Source organism: Rhizobium sp. H4 (assembly GCF_003013335.1).
Taxonomy (GTDB): Bacteria; Pseudomonadota; Alphaproteobacteria; order Rhizobiales; family Rhizobiaceae; genus Rhizobium; species Rhizobium sophoriradicis.
Genome location: NZ_PSOW01000020.1, coordinates 94,271 through 108,255, shown reverse-complemented (window position 1 = coordinate 108,255; position 13,985 = coordinate 94,271). Strand labels below are relative to the sequence as shown.

The 13,985-nt window shown below is 62.0% G+C and carries 13 protein-coding genes; 9 read left to right on the top strand and 4 right to left on the bottom strand.

Annotation, left to right across the window (positions count from 1 at the left end):
• The first annotated feature begins 2 nt into the window (after nt 1-2).
• Nucleotides 3-722 carry an RlmE family RNA methyltransferase gene (locus C4N04_RS26650; RefSeq protein WP_106797444.1) on the top strand — a complete coding sequence of 240 codons (720 nt, stop codon included), beginning with the start codon at nt 3-5 and terminating at the stop codon, nt 720-722.
• A 34-nt stretch (nt 723-756) separates the two neighbouring features.
• Entirely contained in the window at nt 757-1,140 is a 384-nt protein-coding gene (locus C4N04_RS26645; protein ID WP_106797443.1) for a VOC family protein, read from the top strand.
• Nucleotides 1,141-1,145: 5 nt separating this feature from the next.
• Here the strand turns inward: C4N04_RS26645 and C4N04_RS26640 are convergent, their stop codons facing one another.
• Nucleotides 1,146-2,567: a DHA2 family efflux MFS transporter permease subunit gene (locus C4N04_RS26640; protein WP_106797442.1), complete on the bottom strand. Its 1,422-nt coding sequence runs from the start codon at nt 2,565-2,567 to the stop codon at nt 1,146-1,148.
• Nucleotides 2,568-2,807: 240 nt separating this feature from the next.
• Here C4N04_RS26640 and C4N04_RS26635 point away from each other — a divergent pair, with 240 nt between their 5' ends.
• The 6 genes from C4N04_RS26635 (at nt 2,808) to C4N04_RS26610 (ending at nt 10,768) form a co-directional block, all read left to right on the top strand.
• Nucleotides 2,808-3,800, top strand: coding sequence for an MBL fold metallo-hydrolase (locus C4N04_RS26635; RefSeq protein ID WP_096762677.1), 993 nt, complete (start codon nt 2,808-2,810; stop codon nt 3,798-3,800).
• Between the two features lie 208 nt (nt 3,801-4,008).
• Nucleotides 4,009-5,493 (top strand): IMP dehydrogenase, encoded by a 1,485-nt coding sequence (gene guaB, locus C4N04_RS26630; protein ID WP_038687056.1) that lies wholly within the window; start codon nt 4,009-4,011, stop codon nt 5,491-5,493.
• A 2-nt stretch (nt 5,494-5,495) separates the two neighbouring features.
• Nucleotides 5,496-6,050 carry a hypothetical protein gene (locus C4N04_RS26625; protein WP_096762676.1) on the top strand — a complete coding sequence of 185 codons (555 nt, stop codon included), beginning with the start codon at nt 5,496-5,498 and terminating at the stop codon, nt 6,048-6,050.
• Between the two features lie 86 nt (nt 6,051-6,136).
• A complete protein-coding gene (locus tag C4N04_RS26620; protein WP_096762675.1) occupies nt 6,137-6,553 on the top strand; it encodes an MAPEG family protein in 417 nt (138 codons plus the stop codon).
• Nucleotides 6,554-6,766: 213 nt separating this feature from the next.
• Entirely contained in the window at nt 6,767-9,865 is a 3,099-nt protein-coding gene (locus C4N04_RS26615; protein WP_106797441.1) for an autotransporter domain-containing protein, read from the top strand.
• Nucleotides 9,866-10,126: 261 nt separating this feature from the next.
• On the top strand, nt 10,127-10,768 hold the full coding sequence (locus tag C4N04_RS26610; protein WP_106797462.1) for a TetR family transcriptional regulator: 642 nt from the start codon (nt 10,127-10,129) through the stop codon (nt 10,766-10,768).
• A gap of 6 nt (nt 10,769-10,774) precedes the next feature.
• Here C4N04_RS26610 and C4N04_RS26605 read toward each other — a convergent pair whose 3' ends face one another.
• Nucleotides 10,775-11,731: a LysR substrate-binding domain-containing protein gene (locus C4N04_RS26605; RefSeq protein ID WP_038692260.1), complete on the bottom strand. Its 957-nt coding sequence runs from the start codon at nt 11,729-11,731 to the stop codon at nt 10,775-10,777.
• Between the two features lie 203 nt (nt 11,732-11,934).
• On the opposite strand from C4N04_RS26605, the gene C4N04_RS26600 reads away from it, so the two are divergent.
• Nucleotides 11,935-12,234 (top strand): DUF1127 domain-containing protein, encoded by a 300-nt coding sequence (locus tag C4N04_RS26600; RefSeq protein WP_096768727.1) that lies wholly within the window; start codon nt 11,935-11,937, stop codon nt 12,232-12,234.
• Between the two features lie 88 nt (nt 12,235-12,322).
• Here C4N04_RS26600 and C4N04_RS26595 read toward each other — a convergent pair whose 3' ends face one another.
• Together C4N04_RS26595 and C4N04_RS26590 are read right to left on the bottom strand one after the other, a co-directional pair.
• Entirely contained in the window at nt 12,323-13,201 is an 879-nt protein-coding gene (locus C4N04_RS26595; protein WP_096768726.1) for a DUF937 domain-containing protein, read from the bottom strand.
• A 175-nt stretch (nt 13,202-13,376) separates the two neighbouring features.
• Entirely contained in the window at nt 13,377-13,838 is a 462-nt protein-coding gene (locus C4N04_RS26590; protein ID WP_158775599.1) for a GNAT family N-acetyltransferase, read from the bottom strand.
• Nucleotides 13,839-13,985: the final 147 nt, after the last annotated feature.

Here is a 13,985-nt window from a genome sequence, read left to right as displayed (position 1 = left end):
GCATGACCAAGGCACCGATCGCGGGAAATCGCACCGGCCGCAAGCTCGGCCAGCGCGTCAAGAACAAGAAGATGAAGGCCTCCTCCCGCCAGTGGCTGCAGCGCCACATCAACGATCCCTATGTGCAGCGCGCCCAGCTCGAGGGCTATCGCGCCCGCGCCGCCTTCAAGCTGTTGGAGATCGACGAGAAATACCACATCCTGCGCGGCGCCAAGCGCATCATCGATCTGGGTGCGGCGCCCGGCAGCTGGTCGCAGATCGCCGCCAAGGTTACCGGTTCGACCGATGAGGATGTCCGTGTCGCCGCGATCGATTTCCTGGAAATGGCCCAGCTTCCCGGCGTCAAGATCCTGCAGCTCGATTTCCTTGATCCGAGTGCGCCGGAAAGGCTGATGGAGGCCGTCGGCGGCACGCCCGATCTGGTCATCTCCGATATGGCGGCGCCGACCACCGGCCATCACCGCACCGACCACCTGCGCACCATGCATCTGTGTGAAGTCGCGGCCCATTTCGCCATCGAGGTGCTGGGGGAGGGCGGGCATTTCCTCACCAAGACCTTCCAGGGCGGCACCGAGCGCGATCTGCTCACCCTGCTGAAGCAGAATTTCCGCCAGGTCGTCCACGTCAAGCCGAACTCGTCGCGCGCCGAATCGGTTGAGATGTTTTTGCTGGCCAAGGGCTTCAAAGGCCGCAAGGCGGAAGGTCAAGCAGAGGAAGCTTGATCTCCGGCCGATCCAGGCCGATGATGACGATCCCATGCTACTTTACGTCACGCTCGGAACCAACGACCTTGATCGCGCAGGGCATTTTTATGATGCCGTTCTGCCTGTGCTCGGCTATCGCCGCCAGCATTATTCGCAGGAGGAGATCGGCTATTCCGCCGACGGCGATACGCGCTGCCGCTTCTGGGTGGTAACGCCCTTCAATCGCCGCCGGGCGAGCGCGGGCAACGGCGCCATGGTCGCATTCACGGCCGAAACGCGGGCGGCCGTCGATGCCTTCCATGCGGCGGCGATCGCGGCAGGCGCCGCCGATGAAGGCGGGCCGGGCCTGCGCTCCTACCATGCCCATTTTTATGCCGCCTATGTCCGCGATCTCGACGGCAACAAACTCTCTGCCGTCTGCGAGAGCCCTGAATAGAAAGCTTATTTCACGGCTTGCTGGTCGGCCTCGATCGCTCCCGTCAGGCGCCTTGCGCGGTGTCCGGAAACCAGCGCGCCGGCGTTGCGGTCCATCCTGATGAAGGGGATGGTCGCAATCACCGTCAGTCCGGCGATGATGTAGAAGGCAAGGTGGAAATCGGCCACCTGCAGCGCCTCGCCCCTGATATAGATCGAGCTTTCCAGGATCGCGGCCGCGACCGCGACGCCGAGCGCCAGGCTGATCTGCTGCATCACCGAGCTCATCGAGGTTGCCTGGCTCGCTTGCGCATCGTCGATATCGGCAAAGGCCAGCGCATTGACGCCGGTGAACATGAAGGAGCGCGAGAAGCCGCCGATGAGCAGCACGCCGATGATGACGAGATGCGGCGTTGCTGGTGTGAACAGGCCGGTAATGACGGTGACGACAGTCGTTACCATGGCGGCGCCGATCAGCGTCGTGCGGAAGCCTATGGCTGCGAAGACGCGCTTTGCCATGAATTTGGTGGTGATCGCGCCGATCGCGCCGGCAAAGGTGATGAGGCCGGATTGGAACGGCGTCAGACCGAAACCGAGCTGCAGCATCAGCGGCGTCAGGAACGGCATGGCGCCGACGCAGATGCGAAAGAGGTTGCCCCCCGTGGTCGAAACCCGGAATGTCGGGTTCTTGAACAGGCCGAGGTTAAGGATCGGCGCCGGGTGGCGCTTCGCATGGCTGACATAGAGGAAGCCGCACAGGAGACCGATGCCGGTGGCGGCAACGCCGATGATCGGCGGCAGGGCCGGCAGGCTGACCACCGACAGGCCGAAGACGACGCCCGCGGCCGAAAACGAGGTCAGCACGAAACCGGTAAAATCGAGCTTCGGCGGGGCTGTCGCCTCCACCTCCGGCAGGAAGATCGTCGCCAGCCATATGCCGATGATGCCGACCGGCACGTTGATCAGGAAGATCCAGTGCCAGCTGAAATAGGTGGTGATGAAGCCGCCGAGTGGCGGGCCGGTGAGCGGGCCGACAAGGGCCGGGATGGTGAGCAGCGCCATGGCCGAGACCAGATCGCTTCGCTGTGTCGTGCGCACCAGCACGAGACGGCCGACCGGCGTCATCATCGCCCCGCCCATGCCCTGCAGGAAGCGGGCAAAGACGAATTCGACGAGGTTGGAGGAGATGGCGCAGAAGATCGAGCCGATGACGAAGACCGATATGGCGAGACGGAAGATCTTCTTGGCGCCGAACCTGTCGGCCATCCAGCCGCTGACCGGAATGAACACCGCAAGCGCCACCATATAGGAGGTCAGCGCCAGCTTCAGCGTGATCGGCCCGACATTGAGATCCGCGGCGATCGCCGGCAGCGCCGTCGAGATCACGGTGGAATCCATCTGTTCCATGAAGAGAGCGACGGCGAGGATCAGCGGGACGATGCGGTTCATAGGCGGGTGCCTTGAGGGCGCGAGATCAGGGCGGGAAGGCCCGTGTTGTTTAGTACCAGTTCAGGGAGCTGCCAATGCTCAAATCCGGTTCGATGCGATCTTTGCTTCACGTCTGCGTGAGGCGGCTTGTCCGACAAGGTCCGCTATCAAGATTGACCTATGTCTACGCTGCCGGAGCAAGAAATCCGGCAGGGTGTCATCGGTCGCAGAGCGACAAGAGCGCGTCATGGGGATGGATATATGGCAATTTCAACGCAAATGACACGGCGCACGCTTTTTGCCGCAAGCCTCGGCCTACTGGCGGCGCCGGCAATTTTGAGAGAGAAGGCCGAAGCGGCCGTCACTGGAGCAAGCAGACGTATGGATATAACGCCTTTACCCGAAATCAATCAGTTCAAGCTCGGTTCCTATAAGTTCACCGTCGTCAGGGACGGGATCAATATCTCCGAAAAACCTTTTGAGACCTACGGCACCAATCAGGATCCCGAAACCGTCCAGGCGCTGCTGACCGCAAACTTCCTGCCGGCCGACAAGCTCCTGAACGGCTATGCGCCTGTTCTTATCGACACCGGTTCCGATCTCATTCTCGTCGACACCGGCTTTGGCGCGGGTGGCCGCGCCCGCGGGCTAGGAAAGCTCACCGAGGGCCTGAAGGTGGCGGGATATTCACCCGAGGACGTGACCCTGGTGGCTCTGACCCATCTGCACGGCGATCACATCGGCGGGCTGATGGAAGAGGGCGCGCCCGCCTTCAAGAATGCCCGTTATGTCATCGGTGAGGCCGAATATGATTTCTGGTCGAACACCGCGCGCGAGGGCACACCGGCCGAGGGTGGCCACAAGGCGGTGCTCGCCAATGTGGCGCCGCTCGTCGAAAAAGCCACCTTCATCAGGGACGGCGCCAGCGTCGCGCCGGGCATGACCGCGATGCTGGCAGCCGGCCACAGCCCTGGGCACATGGTGTTCCACGTCGAATCGGAAGGAAAGCGCCTGGTACTGACCGGCGATACGGCCAACCACTATATCCTGTCGCTGCTGCGGCCGGATTGGGAGGTGCGCTTCGATATGGACAAGGCGCAGGCGGCCGCCGCCCGCCGTAAGGTTTTCGACATGATCGCGGCCGACAAGATCGCCTTCCTCGGCTATCACATGCCGTTCCCGGCGGTTGGTTTCGCCGAGAGGCAGGACGGCGGCTATCGCTTCGTGCCGAAGACCTATCAGTTCGATATCTGATCGAAAGCGGCTCTGGTTTCCCGGAATTGCTCTTCGTGCATGGCACCCATGACGAGCCCGGCGAATATGCCGGGCTTTTTGCTATTTCCTTCCTGTCATAGACGTGTTACCAGCCCTCGCCAACTTCCAAGCAACTCATGCACACCGCCGGGGCGGACGATTCGTTTCCGGGACGGGTTGCATTTCTCTTAACTGAAGGAATTTGGCCATGGCCCGCATCATAGAAACGGCAACCGGCGCGGACGCGCTCACTTTCGACGACGTGCTGCTGCAGCCCGGCCATTCCGAGGTTATGCCCGGCCAGACGAACATCGCGACACGCATCGCCCGGGACTTCGACCTCAACATCCCGATCCTCTCTTCGGCCATGGACACGGTCACCGAAAGCCGGCTGGCGATCGCCATGGCTCAGGCCGGCGGCCTCGGCGTCATCCACCGCAACCTGACGCCGGTCGAGCAGGCCGAAGAAGTCCGCCAGGTGAAGAAGTTCGAAAGCGGCATGGTCGTCAATCCGGTCACCATCGGGCCGGACGCAAAGCTTGCCGAGGCGCTCGGCCTGATGAAGTCGCACGGCATCTCCGGCATCCCGGTCGTCGAGAAGTCCGGCCGCCTCGTCGGCATCCTGACCAATCGCGACGTTCGCTTCGCCTCCGATCCGGAGCAGAAGATCCACGAGCTGATGACCAAGGACAATCTGGTCACCGTCAAGGAAAACGTCGATCAGCAGGAGGCCAAGCGCCTGCTTCACTCGCACCGCATCGAAAAGCTGCTGGTCGTCGATACCGAAGGCCGCTGTGTCGGTCTGATCACCGTCAAGGATATCGAGAAGTCGCAGCTGAACCCGAACGCCTCCAAGGATGCGCAGGGCCGGCTTCGCGCCGCCGCCGCCATCAGCGTCGGCGATGACGGCTTCGAGCGCGCCGAGCGGCTGATCGAGGCCGGCGTTGACCTCTTGGTCGTCGATACCGCCCATGGCCACTCGCAGCGCGTGCTGGATGCCGTCACCCGGGTCAAGAAACTGTCCAACTCGATCAGGATCATGGCCGGCAACGTCGCCACTTATGACGGCACCAGAGCGCTGATCGATGCGGGCGCCGATGCCGTCAAGGTCGGTATCGGCCCGGGTTCGATCTGCACGACGCGCATCGTCGCCGGCGTTGGCGTTCCGCAGCTCGCCGCCATCATGTCGGCCGTTCAGGCCGCCCAGGATCAGGATGTGCCCGTCATCGCCGACGGCGGCATCAAATTCTCCGGCGATCTTGCCAAGGCGATCGCCGCCGGCGCTTCCGCCGTCATGATCGGCTCGCTGCTTGCCGGCACCGATGAGAGCCCGGGCGAGGTCTATCTCTACCAGGGCCGTTCCTTCAAGGCCTATCGCGGCATGGGCTCCGTCGGGGCCATGGCCCGCGGCTCGGCCGACCGTTATTTCCAGGCTGAGGTGCGGGACACGCTGAAGCTGGTGCCTGAGGGCATCGAGGGCCAGGTTCCCTATAAGGGGCCGGTCTCGGCCGTCGTCCACCAGCTCGCCGGCGGCCTCAAGGCGGCCATGGGTTATGTCGGCGGCAAGGACCTGAAGGATTTCCAGGAGCGGGCGACCTTCGTGCGCATCTCCGGCGCCGGTCTTCGCGAAAGCCATGCGCATGACGTGACGATCACCCGGGAAAGCCCGAACTATCCGGGCGCCGGTCTCTGATCATGAAGGCGGGCAGCGGGATTCCGCTCTGGATTTTCACGCTGCTCGCCGCTCTTTGCCTGGCCGTGCTCGCCTGGACGACCTTCGGCTTCGTCGTCCCCTTCAAGCATGAAACCGGCCAGGCGGTGCTTGATACCTATTTCGCCGGTTACGACGAGTCGGCCGTCTTCCACGTGCAGAAGCTGCTCGATGAGAACGAGACGGCGGCGAGACTGCTCAGCGCCATGTATTTCGGGCCGGAGCTGATCTTTCCGGCGCTGCTGACGGCGCTGCTGTTCCTCGCCTTCCTCAGGCTCGGGCCCGTCGGCGCCTGGTTTGGACGATCGCTGCATCCGCTCGTGGGCCGCGCGGTCTATCTGCTGCCGTTTCTCTACGGCCTTGCCGACTACGGCGAGAATATCTCAAGTCTGATCGCCTTCGGCGACGGTGGATCTGCAAGTCTGGCAGCAGAGCTGTTGCCGTGGATGACCCGGCTGAAATTTGCAAGCCTCGCCATTTGCTTCATCCTCCTCGCCCGGCTTGCCATCCACCGCTGGCTGTCGCCGCGCCAGGACTGAGACGCGGCCTCAGCCGCTGGCATCCTGCTCCCCTTTCGGCTACTCCTCGCAACGACTGCGGAAACGGAAAGGACTTGAGGGAGCATATGACCGGCTATCAAATCTTCTGGCCACTGCTTGCCCATGTGGCCCTGGTCTATGGTCTTTATGCGCTTCTAGGGCAGCGGCGCGCAAAAATGGTCCGCGCCGGCAAGATCGCGAAGTCGGATTATCGCGAAAATCGTGACGAGCCGGCCGAAAGCCTCGCCGTCAAGAATTGCCTCGCCAATCAGTTTGAACTGCCTGTGCTCTTCTACGCCTGCTGCATTCTTCTCTATGTCACCGAGGCCGACAATCTTGTCGCCGTCGCGCTCGCCTGGCTCTTCGTCGCCCTACGCTACGCCCATGCCGCCATCCACGTCACCAGCAATGATCTGCGCTACCGCAGCCCGATCTTCGCCGCCGGTTACCTCGTGCTCGCCGCCATGTGGGTCTGGCTCGCCGGGTGGATGGCAATGGGATAACGCGCGGCGACCCACGGCATAACTCCCTGAATGGGAACCGATTCAAGAACAAAATTATGCATAAATTCAAAATGTTGCAGCATGCCTGGCGCGTCTGGAAAGACACGCGCGCTGTCGTCGAAGAATAATCTCAGGAACATGGTTACCAATATTTAAATTGATTCGTCTATTTCTGCGCGAGCGAGTGATGGCGGGGACGATTTGCGAGCGAGGATGGACGAGAGGACAGGCGGGGCGGCGATCCATCGCATGGCCATGCTGCGACTTGCGGGCTCGGCGAGCACTGCGGCGCTGGCGCTGATGCTGGCAGCAGAGCCGGGATGGGCGCAGCAGATCATTACCGGCAACGACACGGAGATCGTCGACGGCAACGACCCTGGCGGCACCGGCCCGGGCACGCAGCCGGCTCCCTGGACCATCAACACCGATCTCGTCATTGGCGATCAGAATGGCGACGATGCGACCCTCATCATCCGCAATGGCGGCGCAGTCAGCAATGATACCGGCGTGCTCGGCGTCGATCCCGGCGCCAGCGGTACGGTGACGGTCACCGGCTCGGGCTCGAGCTGGAGCAATTCCGACGACCTTTATATCGGCCATCAGGGCACCGGCGTGCTGACCATCGAAGACGGCGCTGTGGTCGACAACCAGTTCGGCTATATCGGTTATTTCTCCGGCGCCAGCGGCACGGTAACGGTCACCGGTACAGGTTCGACCTGGACGAACTTCCAGGATCTCACTATCGGCGACAGCGGCACCGGCACTCTGATCATTTCGAATGGCGGAACGGTCAACAGTGCATCCGGCTATATCAGCAACGATTCCAGCGCCATCGGTGAGGTCATCGTTACGGGCGCCAACTCGCTCTGGAGCAATTCCATCGAGGTCTCGGTCGGCGCGGCCGGCGCGGGAACTCTGACCATTTCCAATGGTGGCTTGGTCACCGGCAGCTTCGGTTATGTCGGCTTCAGTTCGAACGGCAGCGGCGTGGTCAGCGTGACCGGTGCCGGATCGAGCTGGATCAGTTCCGGCGCGCTCGTCGTTGGCCAATTCGGTTCAGGCAGCGTGAGCATCGACGATGCCGGCATGGTATCGGCGTCCGAGGTCGTTATCGCCGATGATTCCGGGGCTACCGGCACTGTGGAACTTGCCGGAAGCGCCGGGAGCGGGCGCGGCATCCTGGAAACCGGCTATGTCGAGAGAGGCGGTGGCAGTGCCAGCCTCGTCTTCGACGGCGGCATTCTGCGGGCTACGGGCAACGAGGCGAATTTCCTGCGCGGCTTCAGTGTCGGGGAAGTGACGCTCGACGCCGGCGGCGCCTTTGTCGACACCAACGGCTTTGCTGTCGGCATAACCACGGATTTGCAGGGCGTCGGCGGCCTGACCAAGCAGGGCACCGGCACGCTGACGCTGTCCGGCATCAACGCCTATACCGGCGTGACGACGGTCGAGGCCGGCACGCTGGTCGCGGGCAGCGCCGGCGCCTTCGTGCAGAACGGCGCCTATACGGTGAATGGCGGCATACTCGATCTCGGCGGCTTCGACCTGACCATGGGTGAGCTTTCGGGAAGCGGCGGGGAGATCGCGCTCGGCGGCGCCGACCTCACGCTCGATCAGGCGAGCGACAGTATCTATGGCGGCACTCTCTCCGGCAGCGGCGACTTCACGATGGCCGGCAGCGGCACCCTGCGCCTAACCGGCGACAGTTCGGCCTTTACCGGGACGACCACGGTTTCGGACGGCCGCCTGATCGTTAATGGCAGCCTTGGCGGCATCCTGACGATGACGGGCGGCAGACTGGGCGGCTCGGGTGATATCGGCGCGCTGACCGCCGGGGCAGGCGTCACCATCGCGCCGGGCAATTCGATCGGAACCTTGACCGTTGGCGGCAATCTCACTTTCGATCCGGGCGCTACTTATGAGGTCGAGGTCGATCCCGCCGGCACCGCCAGCGATTTGATCTCGGTTACCGGCATTGCCTTTCTCAACGGCGCGACCGTTTCCCATATCGGAATGAATGGCCACTATAAGCCCTTCTCCACCTATACGATCCTCACCGCGAGCGGCGGGGTGAGCGGAACCTTTGGCGCCGTCACCTCCATTTATGCCTTTCTGGCCGCCGACCTCTCCTATGATTTGAACAATGTTTACCTGGAAATTGCCCGCAATGATGTGAGCTTCAGCGACATGACGGCCACGCGCAACCAGTTTGCCGTGGCGCAGGCTACCGAGACGCTTGGCGTCGGCAACGACATCTACGATGCCATCGTCACCTTGCCTGACGACGAGTCTGAGATCCAAGCGAGCTTCGACGCGCTTTCCGGCGAAATCCATGCCTCGATCAAGACGGCGCTGATCACGCAGAGCCTCTTTCTCCGCGAGGCCGCCAACGACCGTCTGCGCTCCACTTTCGGCGACCCCGTCGCCGCCATGGTTCCGATACAAGCCTTCTGGCCGGGCGCTCCGCAACTGACCGCCGGCGATACTGCGGACGGGCCGGTTTTCTGGAGTACGGCCCTTGGTGGTCTGAGCGAGACATTCACGGATGGCAATGCCGCCACATTCCGCCATCAGACGGGCGGCTTTCTTGCCGGTGTCGACAGCAATTTCGACGAGGTCAGGTTCGGCCTGATGGCCGGCTACAGCAATTCCCGGTTCGATCCCCGTCACCGTGCTTCGTCGGGTTCGAGCGACGATTATCATCTCGGCCTCTATGCGGGCACACATTGGGGCGGTCTCGCCTTCCGCTCCGGCCTCGCCTATACGTGGCATGCCATCGAAACCAGCCGCCGTGTCGCGATCGGCAGCTTCGAGGACAGGCTGGACGCGAACTATGGGGGCGGCACGCTGCAGGGCTTTGCTGAGCTCGGCTACCGGTTCGAGAGGGCGGCGGCCTCTTTCGAGCCCTTCGTCAATCTCGCCCATGTGGGCATTCGAACGGCTGGCTTTTCCGAAGAGGGCGGAGCGGCCGCACTCGACGTCTCCGGCTGCACGACCAACACCACCATCACCACGCTCGGCCTGCGTGCCGAAACGGAGATCCGCCTGGGAGAGACGAGTGCCGTCCTGCACGGCATGTCTGGCTGGCGCCATGCCGCCGGCGATATCGTCCCCTTGTCGACGCAGGCTTTTGCTGGAGGCGATGCCTTCACCGTCGCCGGCGTGCCGCTGGCTGAGAACGCCTTCGTTCTCGACGCCGGCCTTGACGTCGCCCTGAACGAAGGTGCTGCGCTCGGGATCGCCTATTCCGGCCAGATCGCGGAAGACGCCCAGCAGCATGGGGTTAAGGCGACGCTGTCTGTGAAGTTCTAAAACTTCTCGACGGTCATTCCCTCGCAACGAAGGATCGCGACATCAGCTTTTTTCCCGTTGAGGAGAATTTCGCAACTATTTCAAGGATTCTCCAGTCAGGCGCAACCGGTGGGAACGGCTGAATTCCCGATTTTCATACGCGTTTGCCGGTCGTTAAAATGCGAGCTTTTCCGTTTACGCCTGATGAAGACCTGCATGTCATATCCGCTCGATGCGCTGGTGGCAGAAGCCTCCGCGCGCAACAATAAGAATGGGAACGACATGGGCGTGGAAAGCATGGATCGCATCGGCTTGCGAAGGAAGCCGAAGCAGGAGCGCAGCATTCAGAGGCTGGATCTTATTCTCGCCGCCGCTGCCAGGATCATCGCCGAGAAGGGCGTCAGCGCCATGCGGATGACCGAACTCGCGATCGCCGCCAAAGTGCCGATCGGCTCGGTTTACCAGTATTTCCCGGAGAAAGCGGCGATCGTCAAAGCACTGTTCGATCAGCACGCTTCGGCGATCCAGACGAAGACGGCGGCGATGTTCTCCGACGTTCAGTCGCTCGACCAGGCGCTCGATCTCGTCTGCGATATCATTGATTGGTATTACGATTCCTACCATGACGATCCCGTCTATCTCGGCGTCTGGATGGGTACGGAAACCGATCAGGATCTGCTTCGGCTGAATATAGAGCACAGCGGCCGCGTCGCCGGCATCTTTCATGACGCCGTGCGCAGGTTGGCTCCCGACCTTTGCGACGAGGAAGTGTTCGCGCGCACTTACCTTTTCAGCCATCTGATCGGCGCTGTCATCCGGCTTGCCGCCGTCAGCGAGGAGGCGCTTGCGCGGCGCATGCTCACCGAATGGAAGCGCGTCATTCGCGCCTCCCTTTTCACCGAGGCCGCGCCGCGCGCGGCCTGAGAGCCTCTACCAGCTCGGCACCATATTGGCCGCCCTCAGGCGCGGCTGCAGCCGAGCCTGTGCGGATTTGACCTCGGCTTCGAGATTGTCGTCGATCACTGCCGGCGTGATGTTGTCGAGGCAGGCGGTGATATGCGCGGTGATCGCATTCATCAGCGAGATCGAGACGCCGGGCCGCTTCATGATGCCGATTTGTACCGGCGGCAGAGCGGGAAAGCCGTCCGCTTGGCTCAACACTTTCATGCCGGTCCGCAGCGCCGATTCCGGCATCACCGAGACAGCCATGCCGGCAAGCACGGCCGCGGCGACAACGGTGCAGGACCAGCTGGTGAACAGGATCTGGTGCTCGCGCCCCACCGCATCGAGAGCCGAGCAGGCGAGCTGACGCCACTGGCAATCGCGCCGGCCTACGGCAAGCGGCACGGGCGCGTCGTCGCGAATGGGGTGGTTGGCCGAGCCTACCCAGCAGAGCGGCTCGGTTCTGACGACATCGGACATGCGCTCGCGCGGATTATGGGTGACGAGCGCGATGTCGAGCTCGCCCTTGTGCATGCGCTCGGCAAGGTCCACCGATGGCTCGCAGACGATGTAAAGCTCGACGTTCGGATGGGTCTTGGCGAAGCGACCGATGATCTCCGGCATATAGCGGTCGGCGTAATCGTCGGGCGTGCCGATGCGCAGCGTCCCCTCCAGCCTGTTGTCGTCGAAGGCGGCGATCGCCTCATTGTTGAGGCGGATGATGCGCCGGGCGTAATTGAGCAGCTTCTCGCCCTCGACCGTCAGCCGGTTGCCGCGGCCGTCCTTGATGAAGAGCTGCTTGCCGATGCGCTCTTCGAGACGGCGCATCTGCATGGAGACGGCCGATTGAGTCTTGTAGACCTTGTCGGCCGCCTTGGTGAAGCTGCCGGAATCGACGATGGCGATGAAAGTCTGCAACTGGTCGAGATCAAGAGGCGCGGACATGGTGTCACCCATAAAGATAGCTGATGATAATCATTAGAAACATTCGTTGGACTGATCAATAGGTCTTTGGCATCTTCGGGATGCAAATCAAGCAAAGTGAAGGACAGACACCCTGCCTGTCCAAGCAAATTCAGCCTTATCCCCTCCCGCACGACCTCGCGAGAGGGGTGGGTTGTTGCGTGCCCTACAGAAAGGAGAGTTCGATGCTTATTACAAACCGGACAACAGAACTCGACTGCAGCAAGCTTACTCCGACGCTTTACCAGCGTCTGGTGGCAGGCCTCGCTCCGCTGGTCTCCCTCTTTCGCGGGTTTCGCAATCGAATGGAGGTCAACGGGCTGCATGATCTGAACGACAGTCAGCTGAGGGATATCGGCCTCACCAGGGCCGACCTGACCTCCGCCTTCCTGGCCTCGACCTTTTTCGAGGACCCGTCGGAACATCTGACGCGCTCGGCGCGCAATCGCTGGCGCCTGCAGCTCTTCCGCCCTCACGAGGACTAGGAGCGTCGAGTTTCCCCGCAGGGTGACAGCCAATAGCCCTGCCGCTTGACCCGGTGATCGGCTTTTCCCAAGCCATCACCGGGTTTTTTTATGCCTTGGGTTCAGGGGGCTTCGGCCGGTAGGTTTCGAAGATCGCTTCGAGATTTCGCTGGTAGTTCTTCTGCACCTCAAGCCCGCTGTCGAACATGGTGTTCAACATGTTGCTATAGCTCTCGATATTGGCTTTTGCCTCCTCCTTCGGCGCCTCCGGCGCCTTGGTCGCCGGTTGTTTGGCCGCCGGCTGTTTGGCTGGCGGCTGCTGGCCGAGCCCGGCCATCATTTCCTGAAAGGCCTTGGCGAAGGGATTGTCGAGGAAGGGGTTCGGCTGAGGCGCCGGTTCCTGTTTCGGCATCGAAAACATCAGCTGCATCGCCTGGGTGAAGGGATTGTCGAAGATGTTGGGTTCCGGGGCCTTCGGTTTCGGCGCAAAGCCGGTGCTCTCGAGCCATTTCTGAATGGTCTCGGCCATTGCCGTGTTGACGAAGGGGTTGACCGGCGAGGCCATCTGGCCGGTCGTCTGCTTGAACAGCCCGCCCATCAGCGTATCGGCCAAGACGGGCAGCATCTGCTTGTAGATATCCTGGCCGATCCCGGTCATCTGCGCCGCTTGGGCGGCGACCGCCCGCGAAACCTCTTTGGAGCCGAAAAGCTGGGCAAGGATGTTGTTGCCGTCGGAAATGCCCTCCGGCGTGAAGGCCCGGCTCATATCCTCGAAATAGCGTGCATAATTGCCGGAGGCGACGGCCTGCATCAGCCCGACGAAATCATAAGGATTGCTGGTGCTGCGCTTCAGGCCGGCAGAAAAGGCCGGCATCAGCGCCGCCATCGCCTTGGTCGCCTGTTCCTGCGCCAGGTTGAACTGCCGGGCGACTGCTTCCATCGCCGCACCGTTCTGTGCCTGCATCATCATGTCGAAGAGTGGCAGCATGGAGGTCCCTTTCCCCGAGTCGTGACGCGTGTAACGCACTATATCCGGAAAAGGTAATGTGCAAACCGCTTTTTGCCATACGACCTTAAAGCCGTTCCAGCAAAGAACCGGAGCGAGTTTTCCAAGTTGGAGAAGCCCGGAGATGCGGACGAAGCTGCGAATGATGGTATGCCGCTTACCGCCTCGCAAGCATTGGCAAAATCAAGCCCCACCGCGTCTCTTGAGGTGATCCGGACGGCTCGAAACCCAGTTTCCTGTAAACGGCAATCGCCCGTTCATTGGCAGGGTGAGGATCGGTCGCTATAACGGGTACACCCGCATCGAAGAGAGCCCCCATTCTCGCCCCGATAAATGCTGATCCGTGCCCAACGCCGATGATTCCCCGCGATCCCGTGGGAAGCTTGGCGAAATGGTGATCTTCCCAGCCGTGGACGGTATAGTCCTGCATGAACGCAAAGGGGCGTCCGGCGGTTGAAACAATCCAACGCGCGACCCTGGGATCAGCCAAGTCTTCTGCATCGTACGGCTCATCTGAGCCCCACCATGCGCGGACATGCGGGTTCGATTGCCATGCTGCAAGCAACGGGAGATCATCCAACGTCGCTCTGCGAAAACTGTACTGGGTGGCGGCCGTCATTTGACAAGCTTAGCACGCTGCCAGCCGGTAGACATAGGCTCTTCCAAGACGATCAAGCTGCGGCGCCTACCGACAGCATTGCGACCTGCTACGGCAAGCGCGCTGCCAACTGCCTCGCTTTTCTCAAGCTGGCGGCCATACGGCTCT